At 65.1% G+C, this 18,631-nt stretch carries 18 protein-coding genes and 2 tRNA genes; 10 read left to right on the top strand and 10 right to left on the bottom strand.

Annotated features, from left to right (window positions below; translation table 11 throughout):
- Nucleotides 1-38: 38 nt before the first annotated feature.
- The 4 genes from ABZ720_RS05195 to ABZ720_RS05210 form a co-directional block, all read right to left on the bottom strand.
- A complete protein-coding gene (locus ABZ720_RS05195) occupies nucleotides 39-830 on the bottom strand; it encodes an SDR family NAD(P)-dependent oxidoreductase (RefSeq protein ID WP_366554453.1) in 792 nt (263 codons plus the stop codon).
- The gene (locus ABZ720_RS05200) at nucleotides 830-2,116 is read right to left on the bottom strand and encodes a TRAP transporter large permease (protein ID WP_366554454.1); all 1,287 of its coding nucleotides are present in this window, start codon (nucleotides 2,114-2,116) and stop codon (nucleotides 830-832) included. Before ABZ720_RS05200 ends, ABZ720_RS05195 begins: the two co-directional genes overlap by 1 nt.
- A 4-nt stretch (nucleotides 2,117-2,120) precedes the next feature.
- Complete coding sequence (locus tag ABZ720_RS05205) at nucleotides 2,121-2,654, bottom strand: TRAP transporter small permease (RefSeq protein ID WP_366554455.1); 534 nt, start codon at nucleotides 2,652-2,654, stop codon at nucleotides 2,121-2,123.
- A gap of 87 nt (nucleotides 2,655-2,741) precedes the next feature.
- Nucleotides 2,742-3,719, bottom strand: a complete 978-nt coding sequence (locus tag ABZ720_RS05210) for a TRAP transporter substrate-binding protein (protein WP_366554456.1) — start codon at nucleotides 3,717-3,719, stop codon at nucleotides 2,742-2,744.
- Between the two features lie 526 nt (nucleotides 3,720-4,245).
- Here ABZ720_RS05210 and ABZ720_RS17475 point away from each other — a divergent pair.
- Entirely contained in the window at nucleotides 4,246-4,833 is a 588-nt protein-coding gene (locus ABZ720_RS17475; protein WP_438264083.1) for a cold-shock protein, read from the top strand.
- A 146-nt stretch (nucleotides 4,834-4,979) separates the two neighbouring features.
- Here ABZ720_RS17475 and ABZ720_RS05225 read toward each other — a convergent pair whose 3' ends face one another.
- From ABZ720_RS05225 to ABZ720_RS05240, 4 genes are all read right to left on the bottom strand, one after another.
- On the bottom strand, nucleotides 4,980-5,783 hold the full coding sequence (locus ABZ720_RS05225) for a metallophosphoesterase family protein (RefSeq protein WP_366554457.1): 804 nt from the start codon (nucleotides 5,781-5,783) through the stop codon (nucleotides 4,980-4,982).
- A gap of 226 nt (nucleotides 5,784-6,009) precedes the next feature.
- Nucleotides 6,010-6,507: a CarD family transcriptional regulator gene (locus tag ABZ720_RS05230; RefSeq protein WP_366554458.1), complete on the bottom strand. Its 498-nt coding sequence runs from the start codon at nucleotides 6,505-6,507 to the stop codon at nucleotides 6,010-6,012.
- A 431-nt stretch (nucleotides 6,508-6,938) separates the two neighbouring features.
- Nucleotides 6,939-7,277 (bottom strand): ferredoxin FdxA, encoded by a 339-nt coding sequence (fdxA, locus tag ABZ720_RS05235; RefSeq protein ID WP_275824130.1) that lies wholly within the window; start codon nucleotides 7,275-7,277, stop codon nucleotides 6,939-6,941.
- 112 nt (nucleotides 7,278-7,389) lie between these two features.
- The gene (locus tag ABZ720_RS05240; RefSeq protein WP_366554459.1) at nucleotides 7,390-8,643 is read right to left on the bottom strand and encodes a gamma-glutamyltransferase; all 1,254 of its coding nucleotides are present in this window, start codon (nucleotides 8,641-8,643) and stop codon (nucleotides 7,390-7,392) included.
- Nucleotides 8,644-8,716: 73 nt separating this feature from the next.
- Between ABZ720_RS05240 and ABZ720_RS05245 the strand changes: the two genes are divergently transcribed.
- The 8 genes from ABZ720_RS05245 (at nucleotide 8,717) to ABZ720_RS05280 (ending at nucleotide 15,893) form a co-directional block, all read left to right on the top strand.
- Complete coding sequence (locus tag ABZ720_RS05245) at nucleotides 8,717-10,090, top strand: M48 family metalloprotease (protein WP_366554460.1); 1,374 nt, start codon at nucleotides 8,717-8,719, stop codon at nucleotides 10,088-10,090.
- A 102-nt stretch (nucleotides 10,091-10,192) separates the two neighbouring features.
- Complete coding sequence (locus ABZ720_RS05250; protein ID WP_366554461.1) at nucleotides 10,193-10,951, top strand: DsbA family protein; 759 nt, start codon at nucleotides 10,193-10,195, stop codon at nucleotides 10,949-10,951.
- A gap of 130 nt (nucleotides 10,952-11,081) precedes the next feature.
- Entirely contained in the window at nucleotides 11,082-12,293 is a 1,212-nt protein-coding gene (locus tag ABZ720_RS05255; RefSeq protein ID WP_366554462.1) for an N-acetylmuramoyl-L-alanine amidase, read from the top strand.
- Nucleotides 12,294-12,409: 116 nt separating this feature from the next.
- Nucleotides 12,410-12,486 (top strand) — tRNA-Met (locus ABZ720_RS05260).
- Nucleotides 12,487-12,794: 308 nt separating this feature from the next.
- Entirely contained in the window at nucleotides 12,795-13,271 is a 477-nt protein-coding gene (locus ABZ720_RS05265) for a hypothetical protein (RefSeq protein WP_366554463.1), read from the top strand.
- A gap of 148 nt (nucleotides 13,272-13,419) precedes the next feature.
- Nucleotides 13,420-14,370 carry a CsgG/HfaB family protein gene (locus tag ABZ720_RS05270; protein WP_366554464.1) on the top strand — a complete coding sequence of 317 codons (951 nt, stop codon included), beginning with the start codon at nucleotides 13,420-13,422 and terminating at the stop codon, nucleotides 14,368-14,370.
- 63 nt (nucleotides 14,371-14,433) lie between these two features.
- Nucleotides 14,434-15,105: a hypothetical protein gene (locus ABZ720_RS05275; protein WP_366554465.1), complete on the top strand. Its 672-nt coding sequence runs from the start codon at nucleotides 14,434-14,436 to the stop codon at nucleotides 15,103-15,105.
- 697 nt (nucleotides 15,106-15,802) lie between these two features.
- Nucleotides 15,803-15,893, top strand: a tRNA-Ser gene (locus ABZ720_RS05280).
- 261 nt (nucleotides 15,894-16,154) lie between these two features.
- Here ABZ720_RS05280 and ABZ720_RS05285 read toward each other — a convergent pair.
- A complete protein-coding gene (locus tag ABZ720_RS05285) occupies nucleotides 16,155-16,739 on the bottom strand; it encodes an OsmC family protein (RefSeq protein ID WP_366554466.1) in 585 nt (194 codons plus the stop codon).
- Between the two features lie 137 nt (nucleotides 16,740-16,876).
- Here ABZ720_RS05285 and ABZ720_RS05290 point away from each other — a divergent pair, with 137 nt between their 5' ends.
- Nucleotides 16,877-18,013 carry a GlxA family transcriptional regulator gene (locus ABZ720_RS05290; RefSeq protein ID WP_366554467.1) on the top strand — a complete coding sequence of 379 codons (1,137 nt, stop codon included), beginning with the start codon at nucleotides 16,877-16,879 and terminating at the stop codon, nucleotides 18,011-18,013.
- Nucleotides 18,014-18,031: 18 nt separating this feature from the next.
- On the opposite strand, the gene ABZ720_RS05295 is transcribed toward ABZ720_RS05290, so the two are convergent.
- Entirely contained in the window at nucleotides 18,032-18,478 is a 447-nt protein-coding gene (locus ABZ720_RS05295) for a VOC family protein (RefSeq protein WP_366554468.1), read from the bottom strand.
- Nucleotides 18,479-18,631: the final 153 nt, after the last annotated feature.

Genomic DNA, 18,631 nt, shown 5'->3' on the forward strand with positions numbered 1-18,631 from the left:
CTAGCTCCTTGGCAAGGAACGAACAAGCGGGCGCGCCCTCAACCCACCTTCGCGCTGGAGCCGCCATCCACCGGCAGGCAGACGCCGGTGATGAACTTTGCCTGGTCGGAGGCCAGGAAGGCCGCGGCTTCCGCCACGTCCCAGGCGGTGCCCATCTTGCCCAGAGGCACCAGCGCGTCGCGCTCGCGCACCATGGCCTCGGCGTCCGCATACTGCCCGGCAATCTGCTGATGGATCAGGGGCGTATTGATCAGGCCGGGCATGACCGCATTCACCCGCACATTGTGCGGTGCGTACTCCAGCGCCATGGCCACGGTCATCTGGTTCACCGCCGCCTTGGCCGCGTAGTAGGAGAGGTAGGGATAGCCGGTCCAGCGAATGGCAGCGAGCGAGGAGATATTGACCACGGCACCGCTGCGGCGCTCGCGCATGCCCGGCAGGACGTGCTTGCAGGTGAGAAAGACGCTGGTGGCGTTGATGTCCAGCACCCGCTGCCAGCTTTCCTCGCTCGCCACTTCCGGGCCGCCCATCTCGGTGACGCCGACGTTGTTGTGCAGCACGTCGATCTGACCGCGCTCCTGCAGCAGCGCTTGGACCACCGCCAGGATGTCGTCGCTGCGCGTCACGTCGGCAGCGAAGGCCCGGGCCTGCCCGCCCTCCCCGGCAATGATGGAGACGGTTTCCTCGGCCGCCTTCAAATCGCGGTCCACGGCGGCGACAAAAGCACCGTCGCGCGCGTAGGTCACGGCGGCCGCCTTGCCGTTGCCCCAGCCGGGACCTGCGGAACCGGCGCCGAACACCAGGACGGTCTTGTTCTCGAAACGACGCATCAGCGACCTCCCAACAGGCTGGGGATGAAGGTGACAAGCGAGGGAATGAGCGTGATGAGCAGCAGGACACCGAAGGCCACACCCAGGAAGGGCAGCACGCCAAGGGCCGCGCGCTCCAGGGAGAGGCGGCCGATCACGGCCGCGATGTTGAGGCACAGCCCCACCGGCGGCGTGATCAATCCGATGCAGAGGTTCAGCACCATCACCACGGAGAAGTGCAGCGGGTCGATGCCCAGGCTGGCGGCGATGGGGAAGAGCACCGGCACCAGCATGACGATGGCTGCATTGGCCTCCAGGAACATGCCCACCACAATCAGGATGAGGTTGATCAGCAGCAGGAAGACCAGCGGGTGGCTGATGTGCTCGGAGACAAAGGCCGCCACCTCCGTGGGCACGTTGTAGTAGGCCAGGATCCAGGAGAAGACGCGCGCCGCGCCGACGATGATCAGGATCACGGCCGTCATGCGCGCGGTCTGGCGGAGCGCGTCGATGAACTTCGCCAGGGTCAGCTCGCGGTGGACCAGCGTGCCCACCAGCAGGGCGTAGACCACCGCCACGGCCGAGCATTCCGTCACGTTGAAGACGCCGGTGCGAATGCCGAAGAGGATGAAGAGCGGCAGCAGCAGTGCGAAGGCCGCCGCCTTGAAGGCGCGCCAGATCGCACCCTTTTCCGCCACCGCCGACACGGGATAGTTCCGCCGCCGGGCAATCCACCAGGCCAGCAGGAGCATCGACAGCCCGTAGAGCATCCCCGGCACCAGCCCGGCCAGGAAGAGCTGGGTGATGGACTGATTGGTGAGCACACCCAGCACGATGAAGGCGATCGACGGCGGGATGATCGGTGCGACCACATTGGCCGCCGCAATGGAGGCAACGGCGAAGTCGGCGCGGTAGCCCGCCTTCTTCATGGCCGGAATCAGGATGCGTCCCAGGGCGCTGGTGTCCGCCACCGCCGAGCCGGAGATGCCGGCAAACAGCGTCGAGGCGAGAATGCCGCTCATGGCCAGTCCGCCGCGAAAGCGGCCCAGCACCGAATTGGCGAAGTCCAGCAGCCGCCCGGTCATGCCCCCGGCGCTCATCAGGTTGCCGGTGAGCAGAAAGAAGGGGATGGCCAGCAGGGCGAAACTGTCGATGCCGCCGAAGACCCGCTGGGGCACGACCATCAGGCTGGGCCCGTCAAGCCAGATCAGCAGGGCGGCGCTGGCGGCCACGATGGCGAAGCCGATGGGCACCGACAGCAGAATGAGGGCGAAGACACCCAGGGTGAGCAGCTCGGCAACCGACACGGGGCTAGTCCTCTTCTTCGTCCAGCGGCTGCCACTCGCCGCCGTGCGCCAGGCGGGTGAGCACCACCATCAGCAGCACCAGACCGCCCCCGATCCACAGCGCCGCATAGGGCAGGGACATGGGCAACTCCAGGGCCGCCGAGTCCTGGAAACTCATTGCACCGGCATAACGCCAGCCGAACAGCGCCAGCACCCCGGCAGCGAAGAGGATCACGAGATCACGCAGGAGCAGGAGCGGACCACGCAAGCGCGGCGGGAGGGTATCAGCCAGCACGGTGACGGTGATATGCCCGCCGGAACGCAGCACCGCGGCCGCGCCCAGAAAGGTCACCCAGACCATGAGATAGCGCGCCACCTCTTCCGACCAGCTGGGGGCCGCCGAGAGGACGTAGCGTGCGAAGACCTGCCAGACGACGCTGACGGTCATCACGAACAGCATGGCGATCAGAACCCAATCGAGCAGCCGCTCCAGGCCGCAAGCCAGCTTTTCGGCCCAATGCGCCAGCGGCGCGGGACGGTCATCCCGATTGCCCTGCATGCATGCTCTCCGGGGAGGGTTAGGTAACAAACGGGGCCGGTCGGCTGCTTCCGTGCCGACCGGCCCTGCAACCACTTACGCGGTCAGTTACTCGGCAGAGGCCTGGATGCGCTCCACCCAATCGGCCAGTTCCGGGAACTCGGCCGGCATGTCGCCCAGTCGCGCCTGGAAGGCACTGCGGTCGACCTCGATGAACTCCATGCCGCGCTCCTGGAGGGCCTCCTTCAGGGTCTGCTCGTCGTCAGCCATGCGATCGCTGAACTCCAGCATCACCCGGTCGCCTTCCTCCTGCAGCACCTGCTGCACATCCTCGGGCAGCTGCTCGAAGCGGTCGCCGTTGAAGATGAAGGTCATGGCGCCGATGACGTGCGCGGTCTCGATCACATAGTCCTGCACCTCATCGAACTTCTGGCTCTCGACGATCTCCAGCGGGTTCTCCTGGCCGTCGACCACGCCCTGCTGCATCGAGGTGAAGAGCTCGTCCACACCCATGGGCACGGGGCTGGCGCCCAGCATCTCCCAGGTCATGCGATACATGCGCAGCGGCGGCACCCGGAGCTTCACGCCCTCGAGATCCTCGACCGAGCGCACTTCGACGCTGGAGGTCATGTGGCGCGCGCCGCGATAGCCGGCGCCGATGATCTTGAAGCCGGTCTTCTCGCGGATCTCGCCATAGAGCTCGCGGCCCAGATCGCCGAAGTAGACCTCTTTGAAGTGGTCGAGATCGCGCACGAGGTAGGGATAGGCCTCGATGCCCGCGATGGTGTCATAGCGGTCGAGCGTGCCGACGCTCTGCAGCACGATGTCGTTGGTGCCGATCAGCAGACCTTCGATCGCCTGCGGCCAGTCGCCCGTCATGCCGCTGTGGTCGATGTCGATGGTGATGGCGCCTTCGCTGCGCTCCTCCACTGCCTGCTTGTAGGCTTCCGCCGCATCGTACCAGATGTTGCCGGGGGTATAGATGTGGGCCATGCGCAGCGTGACGTCCTGCGCCTGCGCCGCCGTGATGGACAGGCCCGCTACCGCAAAGGCCGCGGCCGCGACCGCTTTGAGCTTTGTCGTCATTCGAGAGGTCTCCTCCTGGTCGTCCTTGAGCCGCCGCCCGCGACAAGCCGGCGCCGAAAGGCTTGGGAGCGAAAAGCTATCCCATCAGATGGAACTTGAATAGCGCGAATTCGGAACGAACGTGCCGCCGGCGCCACAATTGCGCAAGAGAGTGGCTGCTTAACGCCGCTCTCCGGCAATTCCCTGTCCACCAGCACCCGCGCAAAGCGCTCCCTTCAACCCTCTGCACATAGGGGGGTAGGATCGTCCACAGGGCCGAACTTCTGCACGCAGAAGGGGGAACAGTGACCACCAAGGGGGTGCTCGAATCGTGATGATTTGAATGATGGGATCGGTTATACTGCACCTCGTCGCGCAGCCGTGCATGAAGCTCGTTAATCCGTGGTTACACTCACAAAAGTTGGTTCATTCAACCGTCCGGCGGAGTTGTCTCTCCTCCAGGCGAACGATTCTGGCATGGCGGTGGACGCGGCGTCTGTCTGGGGCGCCGCAGACTTACCTACCCTCCAGGAGTACCCATTCAGTCATGAATAACGCTTTCGGGTCGGGCGACACCCGCGCCGACGTGCGCGCGGTCGTCAAGTGGTTCAACACCGCCAAAGGCTTCGGGTTCGTCCAGCCGAACGACGGCTCGCCGGACGCCTTCCTGCATGTGTCGGTGTTGCAGGCAATCGGCCGCAATGAGCTTGCAGAGGGAGCCGAAGTGATCTGCTCCGTCCAGCCGGGCCGCAAGGGGATGCAGGTCGCCGAGATCACCAGCATCGAGCATGAGCCTGAAGGTCGGCCGGCCCCGCGCGGTCGCGACGAGGGCTACGGTGGCGGCTACGGCGGCGGCTTCGGCGGTGGCTATGGTGGCGGCAATTCTGGCGGTCACGGCGGCTATGGCCGGGGCGACCAGGGCGGCGGCCAGGAGATCGAGGGAACGGTGAAGTTCTTTAATGCTGACAAGGGCTTCGGCTTCATCGTGCCCGACGACGGCAGCAAGGACGTCTTCGTCTCCGCCCGCGTTCTGGAACGCGCGCGCGTGTCGATGCTCGAGCCAGATCAGCGAGTCCGGGTGACGACGCGCATGGGCCAGAAAGGCCCAATGGCCGAGAACATCGAGTTGGCCTGACGCGCCCCGCGCATCAATGAGGCCGGGGGAGCAAGGAGCGGTCCACTCCCCCGGCTGATGCGTCCTATGCGACCGCTGGAGTGCAGCCTGCAGCGGAGCGTTGAGGCTGTGTTTCCAGGCCGGATCGCGATCTTTCTTGAGCGCGCTTACGCTTCGAGGGCTTCCTCGATGGTGCCGTCTGGCAGAACGCAGGCGGCGAGGAGTGTTCCGCCGAAGCCGCAGCCGGCATCCAGCGTCGCTGTGAAATCGCCGATTTCGACACCGGGATGGCGCGGGTCGAAGCCGCGCACCACCCGACGGTAGCTGCCGTAGGGCTCGCTCATTCGCGCGAAGGCGGCGCTGCTCCACCAGAAGCTGTCACGCTGGGTTTCCAGGGGACGGCTGGGGTCCAGACCGGCATTGACGAAGAGCAGCGCGCCGTCATCGGTTAAGGCGGCGCGGCGGATCTCTCCCATGAAGGCGTAATGGCCGGGCGCGGCCTGAATGCGCTGGCGCAGCGCCTGGGTCCAGCGCGTCGCCCCGACCGCCCCGCTGGAAGCTGCGCGGCGCGCCTCCTCCATGTCAAAGCCATAGGCGGCAAGGGTCTCGGCAACGCCTTGCTGCAGCATCCATTCCAACACGCCGGGCGGATCGGTGGCGAACTGGAGCTGCAGCAACTTCTGCCACATCTCCTCCTGCGCCCCGCGCAAGAAAACCACCTGCGGCGCCTCCGCCGGCTGCAGCGTCATGAAGGCGCGGCGGAAATGCAGCAGTTCGTCGATGGTGGCGCAGGATTGCGGCCCCCGGCCGATGGCGTTGCCCAGATAGACCAGGCGGTCACCGGGCCGCAAACGATCCCAGAGCCCGGCATGCAGCGCCTCGAGGCGCCCGACCTCGCCATGAATCGACGCGACGGCCCACACCCGTTGATAATCGTCGGTCAGGGTCGCAAAGATCTGGGAAGCCGCCATGTTCGCCGCTGCATCCTGCTGCTTGCCGATAAGGGGATCCACGGCCGGCACACACCGACACGCATCCCGGCCCCGGATCTCACCACAAGGGGCGGAATCGGAGTCGCACCAGCTTAGACCGGATCGCATTCAATCTGAACCACAAGGTTTCTGATCAAGGGTGATCCGGCCCAGCCTTCAACAACCAGGGAAATTTCGTGAGCTAAACCGGCTTCACGCGACCTGCCTACGCAGCCTTGAGCAGCTGCTCCAGCTTTTCCGCTGCGGCGGCCTCGTCGATCTCCTCCATCGCCGCGAACTCGCGCACCAGGCGCTCCAGTGCCGCCTGATACATCTGACGCTCGCTGTAGGACTGCTCCGGCTGATCGTCAGCCCGATGCAGGTCGCGCACGACCTCGGCGATCGATACGGGATCGCCGGAGTTGATCTTGGCCTCGTACTCCTGGGCCCGTCGGCTCCACATGGTCCGCTTGGCGCGGCTGCGGCCTTTCAGGGTGGTCAGGGCCGAATCCATGATCTTGCGCGACGACAGGCGCCGCAATCCGGAGTTCTGGGCCTTCTCCACCGGCACCCGCAGGATCATGCGATCCTTCTCGAACTTGATGACGATCAGGTCGACTTCCTGCCCGCCGACCGCCTGATTCTCGATTCCCATTACCCGCCCGACGCCGTGCGTCGGGTAGACGACGAAATCCCCCTCGGTAAACTCCAGCTTCTTCGCCATCTTTCGCCTTCTGCTCCAATGTCGGGTCGGTGCTGCCGGCGGCCGCCGCTCGGCCGTCAAAACACCCGCTTGCCGGACGGGACTCACAGGGCTACAAGGGTCGCGTCACTGGATATCCGGCCAACTCGGCAGGCTGTCTGTCCTCGAAACTGGGGACAAAGCCCGTACCGAGCGTTTCGCTCTGCAGCGTGTATGTTGCCGGTGATTTCACTGCCTGTGGTACAGGGAGTCCAGCGACCCTCGACGTCTCTCGTCCGACGGCCGGACACACCGACCACCGCAATGCAACAAAGCATACTACGAGCGGCCGGAGAAAACAACGACTCCCGCTGACACACGCCGCCTATCCGCCGCGCAGGCGGCGCGGCAATTCACGCGTTCAATCTGGAAGCTGGTCAGATTGACGCGACTCGGTCCAAAGACGTCGCGCCTCAGGAGCCCTTGCCGGGTTCCGGGCTGAAGTACTTGGCGTACTTGCCTTCGACGTCCTTGTACTCATCCGCATCGGCCGGTGCCTCGCCCTTGCGATTGATGTTCGGCCAGGCGTCGCTGTACTGCTTGTTCAGCTCCAGCCAGTCGTCGGCGGCCGGGTCGCTGTCGGGCAGAATGGCCTCGGGCGGGCATTCCGGCTCGCAGACACCGCAGTCGATGCACTCATCGGGATGGATGACCAGCATGTTCTCCCCCTCGTAGAAGCAATCCACGGGGCAGACCTCGACGCAGTCCATGTACTTGCACTTGATGCAGGCTTCGGTGACGACGTAGGTCATCGCTGATCTCTCCGGATGCGGCGCAGGAAAGCGCTCTCGGTCATGGCGGTGAAGCGTGGCCTATCACCGCCCCTCGCGCCGTTCAACCCTGCAAAAAATGGGGGATCGCCAATCAATTCGCGATCTCCGCCAGGCCGTTGCCACGTGGGTCGCTGGCGACACGGCAGGATATACCGCTACCCGCAGTCGCTCCGTTGGGGCAACGGAACGCCTGGACCCGCGCCTCATCCGCGGCACCACTACGCGGTGCGGCAACTGCCCCGTCCACCGTCTCACCCAGGTCGGCCAAACGGTCCAGCACCTCGGTCAAGGCCGCCGGCGCATCGAAGCCGCTGGCTGCGGCACCATAGCGCACCCGGATGATGTTCTTGTTGGCGATCAGGCCGGCGGCCATGGAGCCGGCAAAGGCCCCGGAGGGGGCCGGATCCACCTGCATGATGGCGGTGTCGCCGAGCTCCCGGCCGCTGCCAAAAAGTCCGTTCTGCGTGAAGGCGCAGGCCACGGCATAGCCGAAGCGGTCGGCGACCACGAAGCCCGCGGCGGGCACAGCGGACTGGCGTGCTGCAGAGGCCCCCTGCCCCCCCTGGTGCAGCGCCGCCGTGCGCGGCCCCACGGCCTCGTCCGCGGGCAGCATCAGGACGTCGTTGCCCACCGGCACTTCACGCGCCGGTGCCACCTGCGGCAAGGAGTCACGCAACTTCGCCGGCGTCAGGGCCTGGCCCTGCGCCTGCGCAGCCGCCACCAGACGCTCGGAATAGGAACCGCCGGTCATGTAGGCGACGCCGCGGCTGCGCAGACCGCTGAGCACGCCGGCCAACTCCGGCACCGTGGCCCGGTCGCCGACCTCCAGGGGCCGGCCATCGCGGAAGAAGCGCGCCACCACACTCGACTGCTGCGCCACTGCCGGATCGACGGCCTCGAGATCGCGGCTCAGGGCCCGGCTCACCGGATTGCCCTGGCGCGCCAGGTTCTCCGCCGGCGAAACCAGGAGCTCCCAGCGCAGCGAGCCGAAGCGCGCATGCAGCAGGGCAAGGCCCCGGGCCATCATGGGCGCCACCGCACCCTCGGCATCGGCCTGTGGCAGGAAGGCTATCGAGGTTCCCTCCAGGTCGGGGCCGTCATAGACGACGCAGACCCCGCCACCGCCCAGACCGACCCGCGAGGGGTAAGAGGCGGTCATGGCAAAGCCCATGGCCACTGCGGCATCCGCGGCCGTGCCATTGCGCCCCAGCACGTCCCGCCCGATCACAGCCGCGCGGGGTTCGTCGGCCGCGACCAGGCCGGCGAAACCCTCGACAACGGCCACCGAGCCGGGTGTCGGCTCCCCGCTGCACGCCCCCAGCAGGAGTACGGCGGCAAGCGCCATAATTCCGCCACGGCGCTTGCGTTGAGTGCGGCTGTCTGGAACCTTAGCCTTCTGGCCAGGGAAGGATTTAGCGTTGCAGCTGCGTCGTACCATTCTCGCCATCGCCCTGTTGTTTGTGACAGCCTTCGGGGCCGTCCTGCCCCCGCGTGCCCAGGCTCAGGGCGTAACATTGATCCGCGATGCAGAGATCGAACACACCATTCGCAGCTACGCAACCCCGGTCCTGCAGGCAGCGGGACTCAGCCCACAGGCGATAGACATCTACATCATACAGGATCGCAGCCTCAACGCCTTCGTCATTCCAGGCAACCGCATGTTTCTGCACACAGGCCTGCTGATGCGCGCCGAGGACCCCCTGGAACTGATCGGAGTCATCGCCCACGAAGCCGGCCACATCGCCGGCGGCCACATCGCCGGACGCGGTGAAGAACTGCGCTATGCCTCCATCAAAGCGATTGCCTCGCTGCTGCTCGGCCTGGGTGCGGCGGCGGCCAGCGGCGACGGTCGGGCGGCCGGCGCGGTCATGGGCATGGGCCAGGATGCCGCCCTGCGCGGGCTGCTCGCCTACACCCGCGGCCAGGAGCAGGCCGCAGACCAGGCCGCCATCACCTACCTGCGCCGCGCCGGCCTCAGTCCCGAAGGCCTGCGCGACTTCATGAGCCTGCTGGAAGGCCAGGAGGTATTGCTGTCCTCCAACCAGGACCCCTACCTGCGCACCCACCCGCTGAGCCGCGAGCGTGTGAGCTTCCTGGACGAGGCGGTGCGCAACTCCCCCTACCAGGGAGAGGAGGTGCCGGCGGACCTGCGCGAAAAGCACGAGCGCATGCGGGCCAAGCTGGTGGGCTTTATCGAGCCGTCCCAGGTCGTTGCCCGGCGCTACCCCGAGAGCGACCAGTCCCTGCCGGCCCGCTATGCCCGCACGATCGCCGCCCACCGCGCCGCACGCATGGACGAGGCACTGCAGCAGATCGAGGCGCTGCTGGCCGAATATCCCCAGGATCCCTATTTCCACGAACTGCGCGGCCAGATCCTGCTGGAGAACGGCCGGGCCGCCGAAGCCGTGCCCGCCTACCAGCAGGCGGTGAGCCTGCAGCCAGACGCCGCGCAGATGCGTCTGCGTCTTGCCCAGGCCCAGGTGGAGCTGAACCAGTCGGAGAGCAACCGGGCGGCGCTGAGCAACCTCGAGCAGGTTCTGGCGCGCGAGCCGGACAATGCCAGCGCCTGGCGGCTCAAGGCCATCGCCCAGGGCCGCCAGGGCGAGACCGGCCTGGCAGCGCTCTCCCTGGCGGAGATGCACTTCGCCGAGGACAATTGGCACGAGGCGCGCGGCCAGGCCGACCGGGCCCGGCGCATGCTCCCCGAGGGCTCCTCTGCCTGGCTGCGCGCCAGCGACCTGGCCGAAGTGGCGGAGCGCGAGGAAGAACGCGCCGAGCGCGAGCGCCGGTGAGCCGCAAGCGCGTGTCCGCGTTGACCTCGGCGCCGCCAGCTCGCAGAACCACGTACCACATACGCGACGCCGACAGTCCCAGAGCATGAGGAACCCTGCCCCGTGACCTTCCCCCGACGCCTTTTCGCCGGCCTGTTGCTGGCTGCCGCCGCGCTGACAATCACCCAACCGGCCACGCAGCCGGCCCACGCGCAGATGAGTGGGGCCGAGCGCCAGGCGGTGGAAGAGGTGGTGCGGGACTACCTGCTGGAGAACCCCGAGATCATCATGGAAGCGCTGGGCGTGCTGGAGCGGCGCAGCCAGGAGCGGCAGGAGAGCCGGCAACGCGAAGGCCTCTCGGAGCATCGGGTGGCGCTGGAGGAGGATCCCGCCGCTCCGGTCCTGGGCAATCCCGAAGGCGACGTCACCCTGGTGGAGTTCTTCGACTACCAGTGCGGCTACTGCAAACAGGTGAGCGAGCCGCTGCAGGCTCTGCTGCGCGAGGATCCGAACCTTCGCCTGGTGATGAAGGAGTTCCCCATCCTGGGGCCCGCCTCCCTGGTGGGCGCGCGCGCCGCTCTGGCTGCCCAGCGGCAGGGCGGATACGAGGAACTGCACTGGGCCCTGATGGCCCATCGCGGCCAGTTGACCGAAGATCAGGTCCTGGACATCGCCGAGGGCGCCGGCCTCGACATTGCCCGGCTGCGCCAGGACATGAACGACCCGACGATCACCGAGCAGCTGCGCAGCAACCATGCCCTGGCCGAAGCCCTGGAGATCCGTGGCACCCCGGCCTTCATCGTCGGCGACCGCCTGCTGCCGGGCGCGGTCGGACTCGACACCCTGCGCCAGTTGATCGCCGAGGCGCGCGCCGAGAGCTGACGCACTCCGGCGCCTCGCATCGACCTCCCCTGGAGGCCAATGACCGCCCCGGCTTTTCGTTGCAGTGAGGCCTGGGACGCGCTATCGTCGCAAACTGGACTGTTTGTCAGGGCGATAGGGGGTATTCTTCATGCCCTGTCGAAAGCAGGGATACCGGACGCTGCATCTGTTGCTCGCGCTGCTGCTGCTCCTCGGACTGGGGAGCCAGGCAGCGGCGCGGCCGTCGGTGCTTGACGCGCGGATCGGCACCCACCCGGACATGACGCGGGTGGTGCTGGAACTCAGCGAGCGCTCCTCCTGGCGCGTCTTCGCGCTGCCGGATCCCTATCGTGTGGTCATCGACCTGCAGGAGGTCACCTGGAACGACCCGCCAGGAGAGATCGCCGGCGGCTACGTCTCGGCCCTGCGCTATGGCCTCTTCACGCCCGGCACCAGCCGCGTGGTGCTCGATCTCGACCGACCGGCGGGCGTGCGCCGGGTGCTGGAACTGCCGCCCCAGTCCGGACGCAGTCACCGGCTGGTGGTGGACCTGGAACCCGTGCCGGCCAACGCCTTTAAGAGCGCGGAGGTCGGCCGTCTGCGCGAATCGGCCCAGCCGCTGGCGCCCATAGACATCGCCCTGCCCGGCGTCCCGTCGCCACCGCGCGACCATCGCCCGACCATCGTCATCGATGCCGGCCATGGCGGCATCGACCCGGGCGCCATCGGCGTTTCGGGCACCAAGGAAAAGGACCTGGTCCTGAGCTACGCCCGCAGCCTGCGCGACGCGCTTGCGGCTACCGGGCGCTATCGCGTGGTGATGACCCGCGACGACGACCGCTTCATCCCGCTGCGCCAGCGCTTCGCCATCGCCGAGAAGTCCCGCGGCGACCTCTTCATCTCCTTCCATGCCAACACCCACCCTTCGGGCGACATCCGCGGCGCCTCGGTCTACACCCTGTCTGAAGAGGCGTCTGACGCCGAAGCCGCCGCCCTGGCGGCGAAGGAGAACCGCGCCGATGCCGTGGGCGGCCTCAACCTGGCCTCCCGGCCGGCCGAGGTGGGGCAAATCCTGCTGGGCCTGGCGCAGCGCGACACCATGAACCTCTCCAAGACCTACGCGGCCATGCTGGTGGACTCCCTGGGCCAGCGGGTGGAGCTGCTGCGCAACACCCACCGCTTCGCCGGCTTCGCGGTGCTGAAGTCCCCGACCGTGCCCTCCGTGCTGCTGGAAATCGGCTACATCTCCAACCGCCATGAGGAGCGCCGCCTGCGCGACCCGGCCCACCGCCAGCGCTTCACCGAGAGCGTCGTGGACGCGATCCGCCGTCACTTCGAGGTGCAGCAGGCCTGGAACCGCTGACCGCCCGCCAGGACGCTTCGCAACTGCCATCTGCACTACAGCTTTTTCCCAGCGCGCGGCGCTGCAGCACGCTTGACAGGGACCACCCCCGCTTCCTATTACAAGGCGCCCTCCGGGGCGGGGTAGCTCAGCTGGTTAGAGCAGCGGAATCATAATCCGCGTGTCGGGGGTTCAAGTCCCTCCCCCGCTACCATCAAAAAGGCCCGCCAGGTCAACGACTTGGCGGGCTTTTGTTTTTGTGGGCCGCACGGCCACCGCCCTGCGGTGACGAACTCATCCCCCGCCCCAGATTCAAAATCGCATCGCCGCGCCACCTCCGCCGTCACTCGCAGCGTGAACTTTCACCGGCAGGTAGCAATCGCGGGAGGAAAAGTCCGCCCATACAATTATTCCCTTGCGGACATTCTTTAGGCATTCTAATAAAATTTGATAGCAACGCCACTTGTTCAAGACAGCGTGATGCAAACGCAGATTGATGGCTTGCAGCGAGGAAATGTGACAATGATCAAAATCTGCCTCTTATCCGGCTGCTGCGCAATGCTGCTGTGGTCAGCAAACGCCGCAGCGCAGAGCAACAACCCCTCTTCCGATTGGAACGGCAGTTATCAGTTCCGCTCTCCGCAACAGATACAAGTTCGTCTGCTGGAAGCCGAAATGATCGAGCGCAAGAGCAACGACTACTATTCGGAGTTCGGGAGAAGCAACACCACCGTCTACCAGAACACGAATGTTGAGGGCGACGTCAACAACGACAACTCTCGCGAGTTCACGAACAATTTTCCAGAGGGCTACGACCAGCCCCTCGATCAAGGCGATACAACCACCACGGCGGTCGGCGCGATCAACAACACTGCGGTCGACATAAGCAACGGCAGCAACATCAACATCGACTCTCTCGCGGACTCGGCCGGATGTCAGGATGGCGGTATCCGCGTCTCTAGCAATCCCGGCCAGAGCGGCGGATTTGCGGGCTGCTGATAGAACAAGCTGACGCTTAATAATTTCTGAGAACTCGGGGGTGGGGATAATGGGGAAGCTTCGGCTTGCGGTGGTTGGTGCTGCGCTACTTGGATTGGCCGGTTGTGCTGGTGGCACAGGCGTAGAGATGCCGCTAAAGAACGCGCCCATGGTCAAGGGGCCGCCTGTACAGGATATCGTGACCCCCTATGACGAAGCTTTGATGTGCCTGAATGGGCGGATCAGCAAGGGCTTGAGCTTCGCGGTAGGGGCGGTTCTGGATCAGACCGGCAAGGAACAGCTGACCGACGGCGGCGCCGGCCGTTTTGTCACACAAGGGGCCGGCGACATCGTTCAAAGCGCCCTTTTCAAGGCGGGCACTCCCCTCGTGAACCGCCGCGATCCGCGGGTCATGGTCAATGAGATGCAGTGGGGGCTGCGTAACGCTGCGTCCCTGGTTCCTGCGACCTTCCACATTACTGGCAGCATCAATTCGCTGGATTTCATTCCGGGCTCGGGCCTCGACGTCTCCATCTCTGGCGTCGGACCGCGCTATCGACAGCACCGCATACTCGTGGGCCTGGACCTGGCGGTCACAGAGACCAGCAGCGGGCGGATCGTGGCCAACGTGCCTTTGCAGAAGCAGGTCTTTGCCGAGGAGTTCGGGGTAGGCGTCGGCCGTTTCTTCGGGGATACGCTCGTTTCCATCGACATCGGTGGCCAGAATCGAGAAGCGCTACACTTTGCGCTGCGCGAAATGCTGAACCTCGCCACCTTTGAGCTCCTGACACAGATGATGCCTCAGGAGACCTGGGCGGAGTGCAAGACGCAACTTGCGCAGCTGCACGGCAGCGATGCTGCTGCGCCGTCCGGAAAACACCCTGCTCCTGCGCGCGTGGGCGGCGAGACGAACGACCAACATTCAGAGAACGAGGGGCAGGAGCCGAAAGCGGCCCCTGCCCAAGAGGATCCAAGCGGTTCAGTCATCCCAGAGGCCAATGTGCCCTGGTACAAGCCGCTGGATGATGCCTCTGACTCGGAGAAAGCTGAGGAGTCGGATCCTGATCAGCTTTCCCCGGTCAATGGCAGTCAGCGCGAAGTTGATGTTCGCTTGTTCTGATTTTGGCAACAGAGCGCCCGAGCATCAACCCAATCATTCATCACCTAAGTTTGGGAGGGTTAAATGCGTAAAGTACTTCTTTCGGCATCCGCCGCGGTCTTGGCGTTGGGCATTTCCACTGCTGCGCAGGCAGCTGACATCAATGATGCAGACGTTAATATTGCAAACATTGCCGTCAACTACGTCCCGGGCAACTTCGGGCCTGCGATCGATGGCTCCATTAACGTTTCCGCCGAAGGTGGCGACATCGGCCATCAGGGCTGGCATGAAGGCCGCGATCTGGGTGTCAGCGAAACCTTCGCGGCCGGCGCTGTCAACCAGACCGACGTGAACATCGGCCGCAATGCAGCCTCCGGCGCCTTCTCGGTGGACAGCACGTCCTATTCGAGCCGGGACAGCTTGGAGATCGACGAGATCACCAACGTGCACTACGACGAAGGCGGCTTCGGCGGGGCCGAGCTGGGCTACTTTGACGTGGACGGCGTCGATTACTGGTCGTCCTCACGCTTCAGTGATCTCGATGTGGCCGGCAACTTCGCCTACGAAGGCGTTGCTGCGACCAACATCGTGAACGTGGCGCTCAACTTTGAGAGCATCGACGGCAGTGCCAACTACGTTGCGGACGGCTGGATGTCCAGCATCGGCAACATCGGTGCGATCAGCACCAGCGCCATCGGCGCCCTTAACGTCACCACGGCAACCATCGGCATTCCGGGCAACCTCGGAGATCTCTGATCCGGACAACTGACGCGACTAGAGGCCGTCAGAGTCTATTTGCCGGCGGCGAGATCCAGCTCGCCGCCGGCGTAATATTTTTGCATTCCCTAACGGGCAGCTTGGATTCAAAACCTGCAACGAATGCAGCTACTGCTCGCACCTTCTCGCACCGGCCGACCCCGCCAGTACTTGCGCCGCACGACGGTATCGTGCCTGAGCATGCCTCTCCAGGCGCCGAAACTCCTTCAGGAACTTGCGCTTCGAGCGTGCGAACAATGCCCTGTCCGTGCAGGTTTGTCCGCCGCACAGAACCTTGCAAACCGCGATCACCAGGATCTTGTGCATCCCGGGGGCTCAAGTCACTCGGCTGCGGTCGCCAGACAATCCCGACGAATCAACGATTTAGGAGGATCTCTTGTTGCCATAACCGTGGGCTCCCTGTTGCAGTGCCTCATCAGGCCAAAGCGCCTCCCAAGGTGTGGAGACCGTGAGCATCGGCGACTGACGAGGGGCTTGCCGCCCGCACAGCAAGCGGGCAACAAGCGTAACTGCGGGCGGCTCCATTCGGGCCGCCCGTTTCCATTCGCAGCGGCAGCTGAGCCGGGGCAGATTTCTCGCCGCGCGCCACGCCCGGTGCTTGCGGCTCGGGGGCGCTTTCGCTAACGTCCGCGCCATCGTCGACCCGGGCCCCGCGGGCCCCTTTGCCTACACCTGCGGAGAGGTGCCGGAGCGGTCGAACGGGGCGGTCTCGAAAACCGTTGTAGGGTAACCCCCTACCGAGGGTTCGAATCCCTCCCTCTCCGCCACCCATAGTAGAGTGTTCCGCTCGTCCGGCTCTTCCCCATTATCGGGGGATGGGCATTCATCAGACCCGATTGATGACGCCGTTCGAGCCGCAGAGGGCAAGGACCCTCATACGGTAATTCTGGAAATTCCAGTCCCGATCCTGCCCCGTCCAGGCCGTGGCACCCTGCGTTTGCGGCCAGCGATAAGCGAACAGCCACGCCGAAACGAACGGCCACCCCCAGCAATCCCGGGGGTGGCGCGTCCGCTCTTACACTTTACGGTCAAGCCATAACGCGTTCGATGACAACGGGGACCGGTCGGCACACAGTGTTGCAGACTGGCGAGTGCTGCTGTGCATAGGCGAGCAGGTCGTCGAGTTCCTCCTCCGAACAGTCCGCGTCCACCTGCATGCGGATGTTGATCTGCCGGTAGCCGGCCGGAACGGTCTCATCAAGACCGAGCAGCCCCTGGAGATCGATGTCGCCCATCAGTTCGGTCGACATCCGATGAATGGTGATACCGCGTGCCATGGCGTGCAGGACAAAGGTCGTGGTGACGCAGCCGGCAAGGGCATGCAGCAGGAACTCGACCGGGTTGGCGCCCTCGTTGTTGCCGAGCAGCACCGGCGGCTCACCATTGGTGAACTCGAAGGCAGCGGTGCGCGAGGTATCCTCTCGCCCGGCACCGAAGAAGTCGCGAATTGTCGAGCGGTTCTCACCGCCGCTGACCCATGTGTTTCGCGCGCGGAACTGAAACTGGGCGAGACTCTTGTCGGCCTTCAGTGCCTCGATGGTGTCGAGGGCGGCCTGGACATTGATACCATTAACGAAATGCGCCATCTCGGCGGTAGCGTGCTGTGTGGTCATGATTGAACTCCATCCTTTGGGTTTCTGCCAGGCCGCGAACCGGCGCCGGCGATGACCACAATTTAGGACTTGACAGAGTCGCGCATCAGCGTGGTTCTTGCCAGAATCGTTCCCTTTACGCCAGTTTCAGAAAAGCGATGGCGCGCGCGCAACCGGGTCCCGTTGACGCCTTGATCCTGGCGCTTCCCGAAACCGCCGGATCGTCGCTCTATGGCATGGTCGATGTGCTTGCCGCCACCGGTACCGTTTGGCGGGAACTGGTGGGCGAGGAGCCGGGACCGCGCATGATCCAGCCGCGCATCGTTTCGGAGACTCGCGAGCCGTTCACCTGCGGCAACGCCATTCCCGTTCACCCGGAGCTCTCCTTCAGCGAAACATCCGTGGCAGACATCCTGATCATCCCGGAGCTTTGGTTGGCACCGACGGACGATCTGAGTGATCGATATGCCGAGCTGAAGGAATGGATCCGGCACTGCTACCAGCGCGGCAGTACGATCTACACCGCCTGTTCCGGTTCGATTCTCCTGGCAACGACTGGTTTGCTGGATGGCCGCGAGGCGACGTCGCACTGGGGTTACCAGGACCTGTTCCGAAGAAGCTTTCCGAGCGTGCGCTTCAACCCGCAGCCCAGTCTCGTCGTTGCCGATCCAGCGGCGCGGATCGTCACCGCAGGCGGGACCACATCGTGGCACGACCTCGCCCTGCACATCGTCGCGCGACACTGTCATCCGGGAGAAGCGCTGCGCATTGCCAAGGTGTATCTGCTGAAGTGGCACAGTGAAGGCCAGCTGCCCTTTGCCAGTCTGGTTCGACGACAGCCCCATGCCGATTCCGTCGTCCGTCGTGCCGAGGACTGGCTCACGCGGAACTTCCGGGAGCCCAATGCCGTCTCGGGTGTGGTCTCGGCCTGCAGCATTCCGGAACGCACATTGAAGCGTCGATTCAAGGCTGCGACGGGCGCGCCCCTGCTCGTGCATGTCCAGAATCTGCGCATCGAAGAGGCCAAACGCCTGCTCGAAGCCACAGCCACATCAGCGGATGAGATCGCCGCGCTCGTCGGCTACGACAATCCGGCATTCTTCCGCCGGCTGTTCAAGCGATTCACCGGCCTGACCCCCGGAGCCTATCGCCGGCTGTTCCGTCCGCAAACCATCGCGGCCGCAGCAGCTCCAATAGGACTCCCGAAGTTAGCCCAACTCGAGCTCCACTCACTCGGAGGACACAGCAAGGCCCGTGACGCGGGCCCGTCACCGTCACCACAGGTCTTTCGCTGATCGGGTCAATCCCGCCGGTCAGCAGTCGGACGCGAGCATCCTGTTATAGCGACGCTGCATCTCTTCGGGGTCGACATCTTCGATCGCGTGGCCGATCAGCCAGTCGTAGCCGAAGGGATCACGCACCGTCCCCGACCGCTCCCCGTAGAACTGGTCCTGCGCGGGGCGCGACAGCGCGCCTCCGGCTTCGACGGCCTTGGCGATCATCGCGTCGGCGTCGTCGACATGGAGATGGATGGCCACGGCGCCGGGCCCCTCGGGGTCGAGGGCATGGATGCCGAATTCCGGGAATGGATCGGACAGCATGACGATGGCCTCGCCGAACAGAAGCTCGGCGTGCCCGATGCGGCCACCGGGCTCCGTCAGGCGGAACTTCTCCACGGCGCCAAAGGCGCGCGTGTAAAAGGCGATCGCCGCTTCGGCGTTGCTCACGCGAAGATAGGGGAAGACCTCGTGTATCGACATGGCGCTTTCCTTTCCGACAGTGTCTCGCCCACCCTGGCGCGAGTCCGGCCGGGTGTCTTGAAAGGAGTCTGACCGGCCGAACCCAGGCCACGAGCGGCACATGGTGCGGCGCGTGGCTCCGCGCGGCGAATGGCCCAAGCGCGGGCTGGGGCG

The sequence above is a fragment of the Aquibaculum sediminis genome (genome assembly GCF_040712085.1).
In the GTDB taxonomy this organism is placed as follows: domain Bacteria; phylum Pseudomonadota; class Alphaproteobacteria; order Kiloniellales; family DSM-21159; genus Aquibaculum; species Aquibaculum sediminis.